General features: G+C 70.7%; 15 protein-coding genes, 1 tRNA gene and 7 pseudogenes. 7 read left to right on the forward strand and 16 right to left on the reverse strand.

Annotated features, from left to right (window positions below; all coding sequences use genetic code 11):
- Positions 1-9: 9 nt before the first annotated feature.
- From ACQ86J_RS25930 to ACQ86J_RS25940, 3 genes are all read right to left on the reverse strand, one after another.
- Positions 10-513, reverse strand: coding sequence for a flavin reductase (locus ACQ86J_RS25930; protein WP_431267803.1), 504 nt, complete (start codon positions 511-513; stop codon positions 10-12).
- Positions 514-582: 69 nt separating this feature from the next.
- Positions 583-945 carry a hypothetical protein gene (locus tag ACQ86J_RS25935; protein ID WP_431267804.1) on the reverse strand — a complete coding sequence of 121 codons (363 nt, stop codon included), beginning with the start codon at positions 943-945 and terminating at the stop codon, positions 583-585.
- A gap of 203 nt (positions 946-1,148) precedes the next feature.
- On the reverse strand, positions 1,149-2,612 hold the full coding sequence (locus tag ACQ86J_RS25940) for an MFS transporter (RefSeq protein WP_431267805.1): 1,464 nt from the start codon (positions 2,610-2,612) through the stop codon (positions 1,149-1,151).
- A gap of 198 nt (positions 2,613-2,810) precedes the next feature.
- On the opposite strand from ACQ86J_RS25940, the gene ACQ86J_RS25945 reads away from it, so the two are divergent.
- Entirely contained in the window at positions 2,811-3,368 is a 558-nt protein-coding gene (locus tag ACQ86J_RS25945) for a dienelactone hydrolase family protein (protein WP_431267806.1), read from the forward strand.
- Positions 3,369-3,604: 236 nt separating this feature from the next.
- Here the strand turns inward: ACQ86J_RS25945 and ACQ86J_RS25950 are convergent, their stop codons facing one another.
- Positions 3,605-4,354 carry an amidohydrolase family protein gene (locus tag ACQ86J_RS25950; protein WP_431267807.1) on the reverse strand — a complete coding sequence of 250 codons (750 nt, stop codon included), beginning with the start codon at positions 4,352-4,354 and terminating at the stop codon, positions 3,605-3,607.
- 384 nt (positions 4,355-4,738) lie between these two features.
- Between ACQ86J_RS25950 and ACQ86J_RS25955 the strand changes: the two genes are divergently transcribed.
- From ACQ86J_RS25955 to ACQ86J_RS25965, 3 genes and pseudogenes are all read left to right on the forward strand, one after another.
- Complete coding sequence (locus ACQ86J_RS25955; RefSeq protein ID WP_431267808.1) at positions 4,739-4,969, forward strand: CoA transferase; 231 nt, start codon at positions 4,739-4,741, stop codon at positions 4,967-4,969.
- Positions 4,870-5,250: pseudogene (locus ACQ86J_RS25960) on the forward strand (CoA transferase); the annotation flags it as partial. The gene ACQ86J_RS25955 and the pseudogene ACQ86J_RS25960, both read left to right, overlap by 100 nt.
- Before the next feature lie 82 nt (positions 5,251-5,332).
- Positions 5,333-5,875 carry a CoA transferase gene (locus ACQ86J_RS25965; protein ID WP_431267809.1) on the forward strand — a complete coding sequence of 181 codons (543 nt, stop codon included), beginning with the start codon at positions 5,333-5,335 and terminating at the stop codon, positions 5,873-5,875.
- On the opposite strand, the gene ACQ86J_RS25970 is transcribed toward ACQ86J_RS25965, so the two are convergent.
- From ACQ86J_RS25970 to ACQ86J_RS26025, 12 genes and pseudogenes are all read right to left on the reverse strand, one after another.
- Positions 5,793-7,463, reverse strand: coding sequence for a putative bifunctional diguanylate cyclase/phosphodiesterase (locus tag ACQ86J_RS25970; RefSeq protein ID WP_431267810.1), 1,671 nt, complete (start codon positions 7,461-7,463; stop codon positions 5,793-5,795). The two genes, ACQ86J_RS25965 and ACQ86J_RS25970, sit on opposite strands and share 83 nt — an antisense overlap.
- Before the next feature lie 73 nt (positions 7,464-7,536).
- Positions 7,537-7,612, reverse strand: a tRNA-Phe gene (locus ACQ86J_RS25975).
- 96 nt (positions 7,613-7,708) lie between these two features.
- Positions 7,709-7,834: a DNA gyrase inhibitor YacG gene (locus ACQ86J_RS25980; protein ID WP_431267811.1), complete on the reverse strand. Its 126-nt coding sequence runs from the start codon at positions 7,832-7,834 to the stop codon at positions 7,709-7,711.
- Positions 7,835-7,889: 55 nt separating this feature from the next.
- A complete protein-coding gene (locus ACQ86J_RS25985) occupies positions 7,890-8,138 on the reverse strand; it encodes a hypothetical protein (RefSeq protein WP_431272747.1) in 249 nt (82 codons plus the stop codon).
- Between the two features lie 94 nt (positions 8,139-8,232).
- A pseudogene (locus ACQ86J_RS25990) lies at positions 8,233-9,048 on the reverse strand (ribonuclease E/G); the annotation flags it as partial.
- Between the two features lie 61 nt (positions 9,049-9,109).
- Positions 9,110-9,699, reverse strand: a pseudogene (locus tag ACQ86J_RS25995) (Maf family protein).
- Positions 9,700-9,704: 5 nt separating this feature from the next.
- Positions 9,705-9,923 (reverse strand): translation initiation factor IF-1, encoded by a 219-nt coding sequence (gene infA, locus ACQ86J_RS26000; protein WP_431267812.1) that lies wholly within the window; start codon positions 9,921-9,923, stop codon positions 9,705-9,707.
- A gap of 170 nt (positions 9,924-10,093) precedes the next feature.
- Positions 10,094-11,382: pseudogene (hisD, locus tag ACQ86J_RS26005) on the reverse strand (histidinol dehydrogenase).
- Positions 11,379-12,081: pseudogene (gene hisG / locus ACQ86J_RS26010) on the reverse strand (ATP phosphoribosyltransferase). Before hisG ends, hisD begins: the two co-directional pseudogenes overlap by 4 nt.
- Positions 12,082-12,138: 57 nt before the next feature.
- A pseudogene (gene murA, locus ACQ86J_RS26015) lies at positions 12,139-13,399 on the reverse strand (UDP-N-acetylglucosamine 1-carboxyvinyltransferase).
- Between the two features lie 17 nt (positions 13,400-13,416).
- Positions 13,417-13,965, reverse strand: a pseudogene (gene dcd, locus ACQ86J_RS26020) (dCTP deaminase); the annotation flags it as partial.
- A gap of 151 nt (positions 13,966-14,116) precedes the next feature.
- The gene (locus tag ACQ86J_RS26025) at positions 14,117-14,290 is read right to left on the reverse strand and encodes a hypothetical protein (protein ID WP_431267813.1); all 174 of its coding nucleotides are present in this window, start codon (positions 14,288-14,290) and stop codon (positions 14,117-14,119) included.
- A 261-nt stretch (positions 14,291-14,551) separates the two neighbouring features.
- Here ACQ86J_RS26025 and ACQ86J_RS26030 point away from each other — a divergent pair, with 261 nt between their 5' ends.
- The 3 genes from ACQ86J_RS26030 to ACQ86J_RS26040 are packed head-to-tail and all read left to right on the forward strand — an operon-like array spanning position 14,552 to position 15,931.
- Positions 14,552-14,845, forward strand: a complete 294-nt coding sequence (locus ACQ86J_RS26030; protein ID WP_431267814.1) for an AtpZ/AtpI family protein — start codon at positions 14,552-14,554, stop codon at positions 14,843-14,845.
- Between the two features lie 47 nt (positions 14,846-14,892).
- Positions 14,893-15,651 carry a F0F1 ATP synthase subunit A gene (locus ACQ86J_RS26035; RefSeq protein WP_431267815.1) on the forward strand — a complete coding sequence of 253 codons (759 nt, stop codon included), beginning with the start codon at positions 14,893-14,895 and terminating at the stop codon, positions 15,649-15,651.
- Between the two features lie 55 nt (positions 15,652-15,706).
- The gene (locus ACQ86J_RS26040) at positions 15,707-15,931 is read left to right on the forward strand and encodes an ATP synthase subunit C family protein (protein ID WP_133288084.1); all 225 of its coding nucleotides are present in this window, start codon (positions 15,707-15,709) and stop codon (positions 15,929-15,931) included.
- Positions 15,932-16,005 lie beyond the last annotated feature (74 nt).

Consider the following 16,005-nt stretch of genomic DNA (forward strand, 5'->3'; position numbering starts at 1 on the left):
CAGCTTGCGTCAGCCGTCCGTCAGTGCGCCCACCGGGTGATAGTCGCGGCCGAAATAGATCAGCCCGTGATCCGCCTCGCTGCCCTGCCGAATCTGCTCGACCTCGGCGAAGACCACGAGGTGAGTGCCCTTCTCGATGATCTCTGTCACCCGGCAGTCGAAGGCCGCAACCGCGCCTTCCAGCATAGGATCGCCCGTCTCACCGGTTGCCCAGTTGCCGGCGAGGAAGCGTTCCTCCATCGGGCATTTCGTCACCCCGGCGAAGACCATCGCGGTGTCCTTCTGCGCCGCGGCGACGACGTTGACGCAGACCGTGCCGTTCGCCTTGAGGATCGGCGCCGCGGTGGCGCCGCGGTTCATGCAGACCAGCAGGGTCGGTGGCTCGTCGGTCACGCTGCAGACGGCGCTGGCGGTGAAGCCGCCGCGCCCGGCCGGCCCGCCGGTCGTGATGATGTTCACCGCGGCACCAAGCCGGGCCATGGCGTCGCGGAAATCCTGGCGGGTAACGGTCATCGTCGATGCGGCCCCAATGCTTGGCACGAGTAAAGCACGGGGCGGGGGAATCGGCACCCTTGGGGCGACTCAGCGGGCCGCGGCAGGCTCCGCGCAGCCAGGACCCTGCGGCCGCAACTGCTGAACCCAGCAACTGGCGCTGGCCGATTCGGCGGAAAGCCTGGCGAGGGAGACATCGACGGGCGGCAGCAGGATCTCCACTGGGGAGAAGGAGAACATCGCTTCTCGTGGGATGCCGCGGGAGGCGCCGTCCTCGCACAGCAGAGGATTCGGCATTGGCACCAGGAGGGCCACCAGCGCGAGCACGACCCAATGGCGCAGCTTGCGGTTGCCGATTCGGGGGGCAGTTGCGACCAGCGCGGAATCGGCCGCAGCGCGGTCGTATCCGCCCGGGATGCAATCCCATTCCGTGTCATGCAGGCCGTCGCGCATCCCGGACGTTTCCCGTTTCAGAAACTGGCAACCATCGGTTGTGATCTTGGTTATAGGATCCGGAGCCGGAGTTGCAATCCTTTTGGAAGGGCCTATCGGGCCGTTGCTCATCGATTCTTATGAAATGACCGGTGGCATGGCGACGCCTGCAGGACCGGAGGTGCCGCAGGCTCCGCAACCGCAGCTTCCCCCGACATCCTTCCCTAGCCGCCTGCCGGCCCTTGGGCCGAAAGCGGTGTCGAGACATCCTCCAGCGACCGGCCCTCGGCGGCGAAGCCAAGCCGCCATTCGGTCGCCGCTGCCACCAGCATCAGCGCCGCCGCGGCCAGGTAGCCCCACATGATGTGGCCGCGCTCGCCGCTCTCGATCAGCCAGCCGAACAGCGTCGGGCCGACCACGCCGCCGACGGCAGTGCCGATCGCATAGAACAGCGCGATCGCCATCGCCCGCATCTCCAGCGGGAAGCTCTCGCCGACCGTCAGATAGGCCGCCGACGCCGCGGCGGAGGCGAAGAAAAAGATCACCGTCCAGGCCGCCGTCTGCTCCCAGGCCGAGAGCCAGCCGGCGGCGAAGGCTAGGCCAGTCCCGGCCATCAGCAGGCCGGACAGCGCATAGGTTCCGGTGATCATCGGCTTGCGGCCGATGGTGTCGAAGAACCGGCCCAGCAGCAGCGGCCCGGCGAGGTTGCCGAGCGCGAAGGGCAGCATGAACCAGCCGACATGGTGCGCCGGGATGCCATAGAACTTGGTCAGCACCAGCGCATAGGTGAAGAAGACCGCGTTGTAGAAGAAGGCCTGGCAGGACATCAGCACCAGGCCGAGCACCGCGCGGTCCCGGTGGGTGCCGAACATGGTCTTCCAGATGTCGCCGAGCGAGGCGGCGCCGCGCTTGTGCAGGACGACATTGCCGTAGGAAGGTGGCGGCAGCGGGCCGCTGGCGGCCTCCACGTCGCGCTCGATCTCGCCGACGATCCGCCCGGCTTCCTCCGGCTTGCCGTGCAGCATCAGCCAGCGCGGGCTCTCCGGCAGGTGGCGCCGGAGCAGCAGCACCACCAGGGACAGCGCGCCGCCGACCACGAAGGCGCCACGCCAGCCGATCTCGGGATCGACGATGGCCGGATCCAGCACCACCAGCGCGACCACCGCGCCGATCGCCGCGCCGCCCCAGAAGGTGCCGTTGACGCAGAGATCGGTGGTGCCGCGGTAGCGGGCCGGGATGAGTTCCTGGATCGCCGAGTTCACCGCGGCGTATTCGCCGCCGATGCCAGCCCCGGTCAGTGCCCGGAACAGCGCGAAGGACCAGAAGTCCCAGGCGAATCCGGTGGCGATGCTGGACAGCATGTAGACAATCAGGGTGACGAAGAAGAGCCGCCGCCGGCCGATCCGGTCGGCCAGGTAGCCGAAGCCGAGCGCGCCCACCACGGCGCCGACCAGGTAGGCCGAGGCGGTCAGGCCGATCTGGGTCGAGGTCAGCGCAAGGGAGGGGCTCTGGTGGATGGCGCCGGCCAGGCTGCCGACCAGCGTCACCTCCAGCCCGTCCAGCACCCAGGTGATGCCGAGCGCGACGACGACGCGCCAGTGGAAGCCGCTCCAGGGCAGCCGGTCGAGCCGCGCGGGCACGTCGGTCTCGAAGCGGTCGCCCGTGGCCGGGCCCGGCGTGTCGCGCATGGGGCGTTCTCCTCAGGGGAGGAAAGTCGCGGGATGCCGATCGGTTGCCGGGGCAGGTGGGCTTCCTGGCCCGGCTGGCATCCGGGTCACGGCGTCCGGAGCCCGCCGACCAGGGCGGGACTTCGCGTCCAGGGGGCATGGCAAGCCGCGGCGGCGGTGGTTAGATGCCGCGCATCATGCTTGGATGAGGAGGGGACGATGTCCGAGATCGAGATCGCCGCGGCCGATGGCAGCGGCAAGTTCGCCGCCTATGTCGCCATGCCGAAGGGCCGGCCGGCCGGCGCCGTCGTCATGATCCAGGAGATCTTCGGCGTGAACGCCACCATGCGGCAGCTCTCCGACTGGGCGGCCGAGATGGGCTTCATCGCCATCAGCCCCGACCTGTTCTGGCGGCAGGAGAAGGGCGTGCAGCTCGACCCCGATGCCGGCCAGGCGCAATGGGATAAGGCCTTCAAGCTCATGCAGGGCATGGACCAGGACAAGGCGGTCGAGGATCTGAAGTCCACCATCGCGCATGCCCGCCAGATGGAGGGCGCCAACGGCAAGGTGGCCACCATGGGCTTCTGCCTCGGCGGGCGGCTGGCCTTCATGACCGCGGCGCGCACCGATGCGGATGCCAATGTCAGCTACTACGGCGTCGGCATCGAAGGGCTGCTGGGCGAGGCGGGGAAGATCAAGGCGCCGCTGATCCTGCACGTTGCCGAGAAGGACAAGTTCGTCCCCCCGAGGCTCAGGCGAAGATCCTGGAGGGGCTGAAGGGCCATCCCCAGGCCAGCGCCTATGTCTATCCCGGAGTCGACCATGCCTTCGCTCGCATGGGCGGGCATGCCTGGGACGCCCGCGCCGCGACCATCGCCAATGGCCGCACGGCGGAGCTGCTGGCCAAGGTGCTGGGCTGATCGGGTCGGGGGCGGCAGTGCCGCAGGCCGCGGAGGTCTGAACCGGCCCGCCCGGGGGGGGCCTGGGGGCGGCAACGTGCCGCCTCCTTCGTGCTACCCCAGCCGATAGAACCGGCTGGCCGTGCCGCTGAACAGCGCGGTGCGCTCGGCGGCCGAGGCGCCGGCCGCCAGCTTCTTGCAGGCGTTCCAGAAGACGCCGTAGCTGTAGCTGCCCTTGTCGACGGGGAAGTTGCTCTCGAACATGCAGCGGTCGGCGCCGAAGAGGCCGATCGTGGTGTCGATCCAGGGCTTCCAGGCGGCAGCCAATCTCGTCCGAGGAGGGCGGCTCGGCCTTCTCCTCGAAGCCCATGCCGTTGATGCGCATCCCGAGGCCGCCGAGCTTGATGCAGACATTGGGGCAGGTGGCGAGCTCCGCCATGGCGGCGCGCGCCAAGCGCGGAAGACCTCGTCCTTTTGCCCGGCATAGCCGCGGATGCCGAGCGGGCCGCCGACATGGTCGAGCACGATCGGCGTCTCCGGGAAGGCCCGCGCCAGCGCCGTCAGGTCGGGGATCTGCGGGTGGTAGAGCCAGGCATCGAAGCTGAGGCCGAGCGGGGCGAGCTGGGCGAACCCGGCGCGGAAGTCGTCGCGGAACAGGATGTCCTTGGGCGGGGTATAGGCCGGGTTCATGATCGCTGGGTCGGGGTCCCAGGCGGTGATGTGGCGGATGCCGCGGAAGCGGCCGCCGCCGGCTTGGATATGCGCCTGCAGCACAGCCTTCGCCTCGGCGCCGATCTGCAGGTTCACATGGCCGACGATGCCCTCGCAGACCCGGGTCGGGCCGTAGCCGCCGGAGGCGCTCATCGCCGCGATGCCGTTGACGAACTCGGGTCTCGCCGACCGGCCTGTAGGCTTCCGGCCCGCCGGCGCGGTGCATGGCGCGGCACTGCACGAAGACGGTCGAGACGATGGTGTGGCCCTGGTTGGTGTCGGCCAGCAGGTCCGGCAGCAGATAGCGCCAGTCCGGCCGGTCCCAGAGGTGGTGGTGCGGGTCGACGATCGGCAGCGCCGGGTTCAGCGCCTCCTCGGTGCGGCGGGCCAGCCACTCCTCGCGGACGGGCACGTAGTGCTGGAAGGCGGTGCTGCTCATGCGGGCGGTTCCCCAGGACGTTTCCCGGGCCGAGCTTACCCCTCTCGCCACCCCATGCCAGCCGCCCCTATCCTGGCCGCCAAAGCATGGAGGAAGCGATGGGCCTGCCCTTGGACGGCGTGCGGGTGATCGAGGTGGGCCAGGCGCTGGCCGGGCCGCTGGCCGGGGTGATCCTGGCGGACATGGGCGCCGAGGTGATCAAGATCGAGAAGCCTCGACGGCGGCGACGATGCGCGCATCTGGGGCCTCGCCCTTCGGGCCGGACGGCGAGACCAGCCTCTATTTCTACAGCCAGAACCGCAACAAGCGCAGCGTGGTGCTGGACCTGAAGAAGCCCGAGGATGTCGAGGCGCTGCACCGGCTCTGCGAGACCGCCGACATCCTGATCCAGAACCTCCGCCCCGGGGTGGTGGACGAGATCGGCATCGGGCCGGAGGCGATGCTCGAGCGGCATCCGCGCCTCGTCTACTGCTCGATCTGGGCCTTCGGCTACCAGGGGCCGATGCGGCTGAACCCCGGCTTCGACCCGCTGCTGCAGGCCTATGGCGGGATGATGAGCATGACCGGGCGGCCGGATGATCCGCCGACCTTCTGTGGCGCCTCGATCAACGACAAGGCCACCGGTCTGTTCTGCACCATCGGCGCGCTGGCGGCGTTGCGGCAGCGCGACCGCACCGGGCGCGGGTGCTCTCGTGGATACCTCGCTCTTCGAGACCTCGGTCTTCTGGGTCGAGGGGCAGGTGAACCAGCACCTGGCGACCGGCGAGGTTCCCAAGCGCCACGGCACCGGCGCCGCGGTGATCGTCCCCTACCAGGTCTTCGAGACCGCCGACCGGCCGATCTGCCTCGCCGCCGGCAACGACCGGCTCTGGGCGCGTTGCGCCAAGGTGCTGGGGCATCCGGAATGGGCGGAGGACGAGCGCTTCGCGAAAAGTCGGCAGCGGGTGAAGAACCGCGCCGTGCTGGTGCCGCTGATCGCCGCGGTGCTGCGGGGCAACACCCGCGCGCATTGGATCGAGGGACTGGAGGCGGTTGGCGTCCCCTGCGCGCCGGTGAACGATATCGGTGAGGTCGCGGCGAGCGCGCAATCCGCCGCAGTGGACATCGTCCAGACCCTGCCGGAAAGCGGCGTGCGGGTGGTAGGCCTGCCGATCAACTTCGACCGCAAGCGGCCCTGGTCCGCCACCTCGGCGCCGAAGCTCGGCGAACATACCGAGGCGATCCTGAAGCGTTAGCCCATGGGACGCAGCCGAAGGGTCGAGAATGGCCGGGCCGGTATCGCCCTGATAGGCTCAGGCCAGGATCGGCCTGGTGGCTTCCGCCCCGACCGCCGCCGATGTCGCCAGCCCGCCACCCTTGGCGAGCGCCGCAGCCTGTTCGGGCGGCATCGGCCGGCCGAGCAGGAAGCCCTGTACCTCGTCGCAGCCGACGCCGGACAGGGCGGCAAGCTGTTCCTCCGTCTCCACCCCTTCGGCGGTGATGCGGAGGTCGAGGCTGTGGCCGAGACCGATGATGGATCTCGACGATCGCCGCGGCCTTGCCGTCCCGCCGCACCTCCCGCACGAAGGCGCGGTCGATCTTCAGCGTGTCGAAGCGGAACCGCCATAGATAGGCCAGGCTGGAATAGCCGCTGCCGAAATCGTCTAGTGCGATGCAGACGCCGAGGCCGTGCAGTTGCCTGAGCATGTCGAGCACGGCGTCGGTGTGTTCCAGCAGCAGTCCCTCGGTGATCTCGAGCGTCAGGCGGTGCGGTGCCAGGCCGCTTTCCGCGAGCGCCGCGCGGACGTCGCCCAGTACCTCCCCGCGGCGGAACTGGACCGGCGAGAGGTTGACCGCCACGCCGATCGGCTCCGGCCACCGCGCGGCTTCGCGGCAGGCGGTGCGCAGCACCCAGGCACCGACCGGCAGGATCAATCCGGTCTCCTCCAGCACCGGGACGAATTCGGCAGGGGAGACGGCGCCGCGTTCCGGATGGCTCCAGCGCAGCAGCGCCTCGAAGCCGAGCAGCCGACGGCTCCGGGCCGCGAAGACCGGCTGGTAATGCAGCAGGAAATCCTCGGCCGCCGCGGCCTGGCGCAAGGCGCCTTCCAGCGCGTGGCGGGCGGTCAGCGCGGTGTCCATGCCGGGTTCGAAGAAGCGGGTGGTGCCCTGGCCTTCCGCCCGGGCCCGGCGCAGCGCCATGCCGGATTGCGCCAGCAGGTCGTCCACCTGCACGCCCGCTTCGGCGATGGCGATGCCGGCCACCGCGCCGCAGATCAGCGGCCGGTCGTCCAGCGCGTAGGGGCGCGATAGCTCCCGCACCAGGCGGCCGGCGAAGCGGGCGGCGGCGTCCGGCTGCGTGCCAACCCGTTGCAACACGGCGAACTCGGCTTGGCCGGTGCGGGCGACCAGGTCGTCGGCGCGGGCGGTGGCGACCAGGCGGGCGGCGGCCTGGCGCAGCAGCGCATCGCCGCCTTCCGGCCCCAAGGTGTCGCGGATGGCAGCGAAGCCATCCAGTTCCAGGCTGAGGATGGCTGGCGGGCGGCCCGGCAGGGCTTCGGCCAAGGCGGTCATCAACGAGGTGCGGAAGACCGGGGCATCGGGCAGGCCGGTCAGTGGGTCGGGCGCCGGCGCCACCGGTGGCCGCCGGAGCCGCGGCAGGGCGAGCAGCGCGGCCACGCCGAGCAGTGGCAGGGCCAGGGCGGTCGGCAGGCCCGGCGCTACACCCGCCAGGCCGAACCCGCCCGGCAGGCCGAGCCCGAGTCCCGCCAGCGCCGCCGCCCAGAGGGCGCGTGCGCTGCGGCGAGGCCGGGCCGGCAGCGGTTGGATGGAGGTCCAGGGCATGGGTCGGCGATCCCGTTGCGATGACGGGAGTATCCAGGCGACTGGTTGAAAAAGGCCTAGCGCGGAGAAGGGATGGTGCCCAGGGGCGGAATCGAACCACCGACACTGCGATTTTCAGTCGCATGCTCTACCAACTGAGCTACCTGGGCCCAAGCGATCGGCCCTCGTGAGGGCCGCCGGCAGAGGCCGCGGGAAATAGCGGAAGCCGCCCGGCCTGTCCACCCGGCTTCGTGCGGTTTTGTCGCTCAGACGTCGTCGCCGTCCTGGTCCTCCGGCTTCACCGGGATGGCGTAGTCGCCCGCCAGCCAGCGGCCGAGATCCACTTGGCGACAGCGGGCCGAGCAGAAGGGACGGAACGGGTTATCCGGCATCACCGGCTTGCTGCAGACGGCGCAGCGACGAATGGGGCGCGGCGGTGGGGCGGGGTCAGCCAAGGGCGGCCTCCTCGATCTCGGACCGGGCGGGCGAACGCGCCGGGTCGGGGTGGAGCTGCAGCGGGGTGCCGATCGCGGCCTCCGCCTCGGCCAGCGCGCCCGGCAGGTCGCGCAACGCGGCAATGACCACCGGCGCCGCCTGCAACGCCCAGCGGCGGCCGGGACGCAGCGCGGCTTCGCGGGCGGCGCGGCGCAACGCTGCGAGCCCGAAGGTGAGCGGCGCCGGGGGCCAGCCCAGCACCTCGTGCAGCGGCGGATGGATGCGCTGGCGGGAGAATCTCGAACAGGCCGAGCGGACCGAGGCCGAGCAGCCGCGCCAGCGGATCGGCGGCGAGAGCTCGGGCCAGCGGCTCGGCCAGCGCCTCCCGCCGCTTCGGGGTCAGGCCCGCGAGGTCGAGCAGGATCGGCCCGGCCAGGTTGCGCAGGCGGATCTGCCGTGCCGCCTCGGCCACCGCGGCATGGTTAAGGCGGAGCTGTGCCTGCGGGTCGCGGCCGCCGGCGGCGCTGCCGGCATCGACATCGATGGCGGTCAGCGCCGGGGTCGGGTGCAGCAGCAGCCTTCCGCCGCCGGGCAGCGGTACCTCGGGGCCGGCGAGCTGGTCGAACTCGGCCTCCAGCGCGTCGTCGAGGACGGGCGCGTGGCTGAGCGCCACGCGGGCGGAGCCAAGGGCAGCGCGCAGCCGGGCGGCGAGGGGGCGCTGTCGGTACGGATCTCCGCCTGCGGATGAACGCGGGCGAGGCGCAGCGCGGCCTCCGGGCCACGGGCGAGCAGGGCCGGGCCGCCGGGTGGCGCGGCGGCGGCGAGCGCGGCCTCGGCCGCGGTCAGCCGCGCCGTCAGCCGCGGCCCCTTGCCGCCCTGCGCCGCGCGAGATGACGCGGACGGGCATCATCTGCCCCTCATTGGCCGATTTGCCGATCGGCTGCCTGGCCGCGCCGATGGCGGATTCCGGCAGGAACCCCGTCTCGCCACCCGCCATGGCGAGGAAGGCGCCCGCCATCGCCGGCGCGAGCGCCGAGACCCGCGCCCTATGCAGGTCGCCCACCCCATCCGGTCGTCCCGGCCGCTCGATCCAGGCCTCGATCAGGGTATCGTCATCGAGCAGCGCCACCCGCATCTCGCCCGGTGAAGCCGAGGCCAGGATGGTTTTCATCGGTCGCGCGCCAGACTCGGAAAAATAGAAGAGGGTCCGGAGGGATACTTCCCCTCGGCCTTCAGGGCCTTAACCACCCCACGCCCCTGAGCAATTGCGCCGTCTCAAACAGCGGCAGCCCCACCACGTTGGAATGGCTGCCCGAGAGGAACCGCACGAAGACTTCCGCCCGCTTCTGGATTCGGTAGCCGCCGGCCACCCCCTGCCATTCGCCACTGGCGATGAAATCCTCGATCTGCGCCTCGGTCAGCCGCTGGAAGGCCAAGGCGGTATCCACCAGCCGGGTCCGCAGCGTGCCGTCCACGGGCCGCGCAGGGCGACGCCGGTATAGACATGGTGCCGGCGGCCCGAGAGCAGGGTGAGGAAGCGACGTGCCTCAGCCGCATCGGCTGGCTTGCCGAGGATGCGCCGGCCGAGGCCGACGACCGTATCCGCCGCCAGCACCAGCGCCTCCGGCGCCAGGGCGGCCGCGGCGGCGGCCTTGCTAGCCGCAAGCCGCGCGGCGAGCTGCCGCGGCAGCTCCTCCTTCCGAGGGGTCTCGTCGATATCGGTGGGCAGGACGCGGTCCGGCAGGACGCCGATCCGGGCGAGCAGGTCCAGCCGCCGCGGGCTGGCGGAGGCCAGCACCAGGGGCGGTCGCTCAGCGGTCAAGGCGCTTACTTGAAGCGGAAGGTGATGCGGCCCTTGGTCAGGTCGTAGGGCGTCATCTCGACGTTAACGCGGTCGCCGGCCAGCACGCGGATGCGGTTCTTGCGCATCTTCCCGCTGGTATGGGCCAGGACCATGTGCTCGTTGTCCAGCTTCACGCGGAACATCGCGTTGGGCAGCAGCTCCACCACGGTGCCGCTGAATCTGATCATATCCTCTTTTGACATTCGAAACCTTATTTGCGCGTGGCGCGGGACGCCACGTCACCTTGCTTTGGACCGCGCGCGTGGCGGAGGGGGACCGGCGGCACGCGCCCGGGGATTGCCGGGGGATTGACTGTGCGGCGGCAACATGATGGGCGGGGAAGGCGGGTCAAGGCAAGCCGGCCAGGCGCGCCTCAGCCCAGCCTCAGGGCGACGCTCCGGCCATGCGCTTGCAGGCCTTCCGCCTCGGCCAGCGCCACCGCGGCCGGGCCGATGGCGCCGAGGCCCGCCGCGCTCGCCTCCACCCAGGTGGTGCGCTTGAGGAAGTCGTAGACCGAGAGGCCGGAGGCGAATCGAGCGGTGCGACCGGTCGGCAGCACGTGGTTCGGCCCGGCGACATAGTCGCCGATCGCTTCCGGGCAGTAGCGACCGAGGAAGGCGGCGCCGGCATGGCGCACCTCGGCCAGCGCCGCGCGCGGGTCCGGCAGCATCAGCTGCAGGTGTTCCGGTGCGAGGCGGTTGGTCAGGCGATAGGCCTCCGCCCAGTCTGCCACCCGGATCACCGCGCCATGCCGGCGCCAGCTCTCGCCGGCGATGGCGCCGCGCGGCAGGGTGGCGAGCTCGGCCTCGACCGCGGCGGCGACGGCAGCGGCGAGGCCGGCATCGTCGGTGATCAGGATCGCCTGGGCCGATTCGTCGTGCTCGGCCTGGGCCAGCAGGTCCACCGCGACATGCCGCGGGTCGTTCGAGGCATCGGCCAGGATCACGACCTCGGATGGCCCGGCGATGCTGTCGATCCCGACCCTGCCGAAGACCTGGCGCTTGGCCTCGGCGACATAGGCATTGCCGGGCCCGACCACGCGATCCACCGGGGCGATGCTGGCGGTGCCCCAGGCCAGCGCGGCGACGGCCTGGGCGCCGCCGATGCGGTAGACTTCGGTCACTCCGGCGCGGCGGGCGGCGGCGAGGACCAGCGGGTTGAGCGCGCCGCCCGGGGTCGGCACCACCATGGCGATGCGCCCGACCCCGGCGACGCGGGCCGGCAGCGCGTTCATCAGGACGGAGGAGGGTAGGCCGCCTTGCCGCCGGGGACATAGAGCCCGACGGCGTCGAGCGCGTTCCAGCGCATCCCGAGCGTCAGCCCGGCCGGGTCGGGCAGTTCCAGGTCGCGCGGCAGCTGCGCCTGGTGGAAGCGCTCGATCCGCGTGGCGGCGAGATCGAGGGCGGCCATGAGCGAGGGCTCGATCCCGGCGGTCGCCGCATCGATCTCCCCGGCCGTCACCCGCAATGCCGCGGCATCGGCGGGCTGCCAGCCATCGAAGCGGGCGGTCAGGTCAAGCAGGGCGGCATCGCCGTCCCGCCGCACCGCGCCGATGATATTGCCGACCGCGGCATCGACCCGCGCCGTGGTCTCCCTCGCCTGATCGAGCAGCAGATCGAAGGCCTGCGCGAAGCCGGGCGCGCGCGTGTCGAGCCGGATCATGCCGCGGCGGCCAGGGCGTTGCGGAAGCGGGCGATCCAGGCGCCGATGCGTTCCGGCTGGGTCTTGAGCGCGGTGCGGTTGACGATCAGGCGCGATGTCACCTGGGCGATCACCTCGGTCTCCACCAGCCCGTTCGCCTTCAGCGTGCTGCCGGTGGCGACTAGGTCGACGATCAGCCGCGACAGGCCGAGCGAGGGGGCGAGCTCCATCGCGCCGGAGAGGGAGACGATCTCCGCCTGCACGCCGCGGGCTGCAAAGTGGCGCCGGGTGATGTTCGGGTATTTGGTGGCGACGGTCACCCGCGACCAGCGGCTGGCATCGTCGCGGCCCGCGGTCGCCTCCGGTTCGGCCACCGAGACGCGGCACTTGGCGATGCCGAGGTCGAGCGGCGCGTAGATCTGGTCGTAGTCGAATCCCATCAGCACGTCGGCGCCGCAGATGCCGATATGCGCCGCGCCGAAGGCAACGAAGGTGGCGACATCGAAGGGCCGGACCCGGACCATGTCGAGCCCGGGGTCGGAGCTCTCGAAGCGGAGCCGCCGGCTGTCCTCGTCGATCAGGTCCTGCGCCGGGGTGACGCCGGCGCGGGCGAAGACGGGACCGAGCTTCGGTCAGGATGCGGCCCTTGGGGACCGCGAGGATCAGCGGGCCGGCATCCGCCGTGGCCAGCGCTGCGGTTTCGGTGATGGGCAGGTCCATGGAAGAGCCTAGCACTGCGGCGGGGTGGGGGCGCGAAACACGCTCATGTCAGGCATGTCAGGCCGCGACCCGCTGGATGTCGGCGCCGACCGCGGCGAGCTTCGCCTCCACCCGCTCGTAGCCGCGGTCGAGGTGGTAGACGCGGTTGACGATGGTCTCGCCCTCGGCGGCGAGGCCGGCGAGGATGAGGGAGACCGAGGCGCGCAGGTCGGTCGCCATGACCGGCGCGCCGGAGAGCTTCGGCACGCCGCGGACGATGGCGGAATGGCCGTGGTAGTTGATCCGGGCGCCCATGCGCATGAGTTCGGGCACATGCATGAAGCGGTTCTCGAAGATCGTCTCGGTGATCATCGAGGCGCCCTCGGCGACGCACATCAGCGCCATGAACTGCGCCTGCATGTCGGTGGCGAAGCCGGGGAAGGGCTCGGTCATCACGTCGACGCCCGAGAGCCCGTTCAGGCGGGAGACGCGGAGGCCCTCCGGCCGCTCGGTCACCTCGACCCCGGCCTCGCGCAGGATGCGCGCGGTGGCGCCGAGATGGTCGAGCCGGGCGCCCTCCAGCAGCACCTTGCCCCCGGTGATGGCGGCGGCGATGGCGAAGGTCCCGGCCTCGATCCGGTCCGGCACGACGCGGTGCGACGCGCCGCCCAGCGTGGTGCTGCCCTCGATGCGCAGCCGGTCGGTGCCAATGCCCTCGATCCGCGCGCCCATCCGCATCAGGCATTCCGCGAGGTCGCCGATCTCCGGCTCGCGCGCCGCATTGACCAACTCGGTCTCGCCCTGGGCGAGGCAGGCGGCCATCAGCAGGTTCTCGGTCGCGCCGACCGAGACCTGGGGGAAGAGGATGCGGGCGCCTGTCAGGCCGCGGGGGGCCTTGGCCAGGATGTAGCCGGATCTGATATCGATCTCGGCCCCCATCTGCTCGAGGCCCTTGAGGTGGAGGTCGACCGGGCGGGTGCCGATGGCGCAGCCGCCGGGCAGGGAGACCTTGGCCTCCCCGAACCGGGCCAGCAGCGGGCCGAGCACAAGGACCGAGGCGCGCATCTTGCGGACAAGGTCGTAGGGCGCCTCGAGAGCTGCTGGCGGCGCCCGAGAGGGTGATGACCCGCGTCGCCTTGTCATGCTCGACCGTCAGGCCGTGCTGCCGCAGCAGCCCCGCCATGGTGCCGATGTCGGCCAGATCCGGCGCGTTCAGCAGGCGCAGCGGCCCGTCCGAGAGCATGCCGGCGGCCATCAGCGGCAGCGCGGCGTTCTTGGCGCCGCTGATCGGGATGCGCCCCTCAAGCGGCCGGCCGCCGCGGATGCGGATGCGGTCCATGCGGCGATCCTTACAGGCTTGGGCAGCGCGACGCCGCGCTGGTGCATGTATTTCCCGGCCCGGTCGGCATAGCTGACATCGGGCGGCGCCGAACCCTGCAGGAACAGGAACTGGCAGATTCCCTCATTCGCGTAGATGCGGGCGGGCAGCGGCGTGGTGTTGCTGATCTCGATCGTCACCTGGCCTTCCCATTCGGGCTCCAGCGGGGTGACGTTCACGATCAGCCCGCAGCGGGCATAGGTGGACTTGCCGAGGCAGATCACCAGCACGTCGCGCGGGATGCGGAAATACTCGACCGTGTGGGCGAGGACGAAGGAGTTCGGCGGGACGATGCAGGTCTCCCCGCGGCGGGTGACGAAGCTGTCCTCGGCGAAGTTCTTTGGGTCGACCAGGGCGTTGTCGACATTGGTGAAGACCTTGAATTCGTCCGCCACGCGGGCGTCGTAGCCGTAGGAGGACAGGCCGAAGGAGATCATGCCCTCGCGCCGCTGCGCCTCGACGAAGGGCTCGATCATGCCGTGATCGGCCGCCATCCGGCGGATCCAGTGGTCGGGCATGATAGACATGGCGGCGGGCCTTCGGGGTGGGGGGGCAGCGCGGCCCCGGCTGGGCTATCGGTTGGGCCGAGGGCGCCCCGGGATTGGCTGCCCCCTTAGCCCGGCCGCCGGGCAGCGGCAACCGGAAGCATGCCTTGGCCCCCGGCCCGCCGCCTTGGGCCTAGCCCTGGTCTCCGGGCTTTTCCGGCGGGGCCTCGCGCGCCCGGGCCTGGGCCTTTCGCTTGCGGAGATTGGCCCGGAGCGCCGCGGCAAGCCGTGCCTCGCGCTCGGCCTTGGGGTCCGGCTCGGGTTTGGCCGGATCGGAGCCGGGGTTGGGATCGGGCGGCTTCGCCATGCGCCAGGGATCGCCCGGCGGGGCCGCGGGCGTCAACGCCTGGCGGCGTGGTCCGGGACGCTGCGCCGCGCGGCCGGCAGGCGGAAGAAGCGCCGCCGCGCACGACGCGCGGCGGACTGATCCGCAAGGCTTTTTCCGTGCTGGCGTCGATGCCACATGCATGCCGGATGGCCGTGGTTGCGGGTCGCGCTTGCTTGACAGGTCGCGGGGTGTGCCGTAGCAGCCACGTGCCTTCCGACGGGGAGCCGGAGGAGGAGCGCGGTGAGCGAGAAAGACGGGTTCGAGGAGCGGTTGCGCGAGGCCAGGACCCGCAGGGGGCTGGACAAGCCGCAGGCCACCCGGGGCTCGCCTGACTCAGGACCTTGGGGCGTCGGTTTCCGCGCCGGTGTCGAGGTGGTGTCGGCCCTCGGGGTTGGCGTCTTCCTCGGGATTGTGCTGGACCGCTGGCTCGGGACCTGGCCGTGGCTCTTCCTGCTGTTCTTCGTCATGGGCAGTGCCGCCGGGATTCTGAACGTCTATCGCTTGTTCAGTCCACGCCGCGGCGCTGGTCGATGACGCGCCGTGCCTGACCGCGCGGCGCAAACGGGTGCTGGGAGCCGAAAGTGGCCGCCGAAGGCAAATCGATCGACGCGCTGAGCCAGTTCGAGCTGACCCCCGTGCTTGGGGCCGTCGGCAATGCTGTGGGGTTCACGCAGTCGACTGCACACATGCTGCTGGCCGTCGGGCTGGTGACCGCCCTGATGCTGTGGGGCGTTTCCAGCCGCGCCATCGTGCCGGGCCGGCTGCAGGCCCTGGCCGAGAGCAGCTACGAATCTGTCCATGAATTGGTCGTCGGCCAGGTCGGCGACCAGGGCAAGAAGTACTTCCCCTTCGTCTTCTCGCTCTTCATGTTCATCCTGTTCGGCAACCTGCTCGGCATGGTGCCCTACGGCTTCACCTTCACGAGCCACATCGCGGTCACCTTCGGGCTGGCGGCGCTGGTCTTCGTGGTGGTGACGGTCATCGCGCTGCTGATCCACGGCACGCATTTCTTCGGCTACTTCTTCCCGGAAGGCGCGCCGAAGGTGCTGGCGCCGCTGATCATCCCGATCGAGATCATCTCCTACCTCTCGCGCCCGGTCAGCCTTTCGGTCCGACTGTTCGCCAACATGGTTGCCGGCCACGTCATGCTGAAGGTCTTCGCGATCTTCGTGGTGATGATCGGCTCCGCCGCCGGGGTGCTGGGCATCCTCGGCGCGACCCTGCCGCTCGCGGTGAACATCGCGCTGATCGGCTTCGAATTGCTGGTGGCCTTCCTGCAGGCCTACGTCTTCGCCATCCTGACCAGCATCTACCTGCACGACGCGGTGCACCTGCACTGAGTTGTCGGGCTGACCCCAACCAACCCCTTCAGCACACAAGGAAGGACTGCTTCACATGGACGTTCTCGCCGCGAAGGCCCTCGGGGCCGGTCTCGCTGTTATCGCCCTCGCCGGCGTCGGCATCGGCATCGGCAACATCTTCTCCGCCATGGTGTCGAGCGTGGCCCGCAACCCGGGTGCCCGCGACGCGGTCTTCCCGATCGGCATCCTGGGCTTCGCGCTGACGGAAGCCGTCGCGCTCTTCGCCCTGCTGATCGCCTTCCTCATCCTGTTCACCTGAGACGGCCGGATGGCGCGCCCGCCCAACCCGGCGGGCGCCTTTCTGCGTCCAATCAGGCGAGGAGATTTGCCGTG

The organism is Dankookia sp. P2, from assembly GCF_050632255.1.
Lineage (GTDB): Bacteria > Pseudomonadota > Alphaproteobacteria > Acetobacterales > Acetobacteraceae > Paracraurococcus.